3 protein-coding genes and 1 pseudogene are annotated in these 2004 nt (G+C 65.3%); 2 read left to right on the forward strand and 2 right to left on the reverse strand.

Features of this window, described 5'->3' with window-relative positions; all coding sequences use genetic code 11:
- Together Q4E95_RS07875 and Q4E95_RS07880 are read right to left on the reverse strand one after the other, a co-directional pair.
- Positions 1 to 320 (reverse strand): annotated as a pseudogene (locus Q4E95_RS07875) (NAD-dependent dehydratase); the annotation flags it as partial.
- A 63-nt stretch (positions 321 to 383) separates the two neighbouring features.
- On the reverse strand, positions 384 to 830 hold the full coding sequence (locus Q4E95_RS07880; RefSeq protein WP_303382776.1) for a MarR family winged helix-turn-helix transcriptional regulator: 447 nt from the start codon (positions 828 to 830) through the stop codon (positions 384 to 386).
- Between the two features lie 82 nt (positions 831 to 912).
- On the opposite strand from Q4E95_RS07880, the gene Q4E95_RS07885 reads away from it, so the two are divergent.
- Together Q4E95_RS07885 and Q4E95_RS07890 are read left to right on the forward strand one after the other, a co-directional pair.
- Positions 913 to 1332: an organic hydroperoxide resistance protein gene (locus Q4E95_RS07885; protein ID WP_303382777.1), complete on the forward strand. Its 420-nt coding sequence runs from the start codon at positions 913 to 915 to the stop codon at positions 1330 to 1332.
- A 131-nt stretch (positions 1333 to 1463) separates the two neighbouring features.
- Entirely contained in the window at positions 1464 to 1925 is a 462-nt protein-coding gene (locus tag Q4E95_RS07890) for a hypothetical protein (protein WP_303382778.1), read from the forward strand.
- Positions 1926 to 2004: the final 79 nt, after the last annotated feature.

Here is a 2004-nt window from a genome sequence, read left to right on the forward strand (position 1 = left end):
GAGGACACCAACACCACGCGCTTGGGCGCACTCCCGCCAGAACTCAGCGCTCGGTGCAGGCCCCGCAACGCGCCCAGGTATGTACGCTGATAGGCATGAACGTCGCGCCCGTCCGCGGTCAACGTAATGACCACGGCATCAGCCGGCGGCAGCGCAGCGGCTCCAGGATTCGTCAGGTCCAGAGCGAAAGGTGAGATCTCCGCGGGGAGTTGGCCGGGGCGGCGTCGTACCCCCGTGGCATGCCAACCGCGCTCCACAAGGCGCTGCCCCAGGGCCGTGCCCACATCACCGCAACCGGCCAGAAGTACGTGGTGAGTCATGAGTCAAGCCTCTCATCCGGGGCCGGGAAGCGCCCGTCCGCCACCGCGGACATTGTGGAACGGTCAGCGGTCGTTGCCGAAAGCCTGCGCGATGTCTCCGAGCTGCGCCATCAGCAGGTGGTAGTCCTGCCCCTGCAGGGGGAATCGAGCGGCAATCTTTGCGGGGACCTTTTCGGCGAGTACGCGGAGATCTCGACCGGCATCGGAGAGCTCGATCAGGCGACGTCGTTCGTCGTGTTCGTCGCGGCGCCGCACCACCAGGCCCCGCTGTTCAAGCCGGCGCAGCACGGGAGTGAGCGTGCCGCTGTCCAGGCCGAGGAGGTCGCCGAGTTGACCAACGCCCTGCGGCTCGTCCGTCTGCCACAACGCGAGCATGACCAGGTACTGCGGGTATGTCAGGCCCAATTGGTCGAGCTCGCTCTTGTAGGCGCGCACCACGGCATGGCTGGCGCGGTACAGGGCGAAGCACAGCTGGTTGTCGAGATCCAGTGGAGAGGACGAGGCGGTCACACCTGAATTCTAGCAAGAACCCTGGACACATTTAGATTGTGCGCAATATAGTTGTGTCATCATTACTCACGAAGGAGACACCATGGAACCGATGTACACCGCAGAAGCCTTGAGCACCGGCGACGGCCGCTCCGGTCACGTCCGCACCAGCGACGACACCATTTCCGTTGACCTGGCCCCGCCCAAGGAAATGGGCGGCAGCGGTAACGGCAACAATCCCGAGCAGCTGTTCGCCGCCGGTTACGCCGCGTGCTTCCACTCGGCCTTGCAGCTGGTGGCCAAGTCCGCGAAGAAGGACCTGGGCGATTCCGCCGTGGGAGCCCAGGTGTCCATCGGCAAGGAGGGCGAGGGCTTCGGCCTCTCAGTGGTCCTCGAAGCCGTCATCCCGAACCTGCCCGAAGACGAAGCCCGGGAGCTGGTTGAGCAGGCTCACCAGGTGTGCCCCTACTCCCGCGCAACCCGCGGCAACATTGAGGTCGAGCTGCGCGTCACCAACGAGTAAGCCTCTCGTTCCGAGCCGGGCGGCGCGGTCTCGTTCTCAGCGAGGACGCGCCGCCCGACGCCGCTCCTGCCGGCTCCCGAGCCGAGGTCACCGCACATCCGCTCCCCGGCCATTCGAAGTAGATTCGCTACATGTCTTCTCCCCGACGTCGCCCCGCCCGCGAGCGCTCCCGGACGATCACCCGAGTCGTCTTGGGCATCTTCATGCTGTTCGCGGGCATCGCGCACCTGACCTTTGCCCGCGAGGAGTTCCAGGCACAAGTTCCATCGTGGCTGCCCATTGATCACGACCTGGTGGTGCTGGACTCCGGCGTGGTCGAAATCGCCCTGGGTGCCGCGTTGATCGCGCTCCCCAGGTACCGCTTGATCACCGGCGTTGCCCTGGCCGTGTTCTTCGTGGCGGTGTTCCCCGGCAACATCGCGCAATACGTGGAAGGAACGGATGCCTTCGGCCTGGACACGGATGGTAAACGCCTCGCGCGGCTGTTCGGCCAGCCGCTGTTGATCGCGGCCGCATTGTGGGCCGCTGGGCTCCCGAGACGCTCCCACCGCGCACCCGCTCCATCGGAGCACGTGGCAAGTATGCTTTCTTAACGGGACTTGTGACTTCCCACCCCCCCCATTACGGAAAGCAGGCCCACATGTCAGACATCAATCCCCAGAACCCGCGTCC

Source organism: Kocuria sp. (genome assembly GCF_030536815.1).
GTDB classification, from domain to species: domain Bacteria; phylum Actinomycetota; class Actinomycetes; order Actinomycetales; family Micrococcaceae; genus Kocuria; species Kocuria gwangalliensis.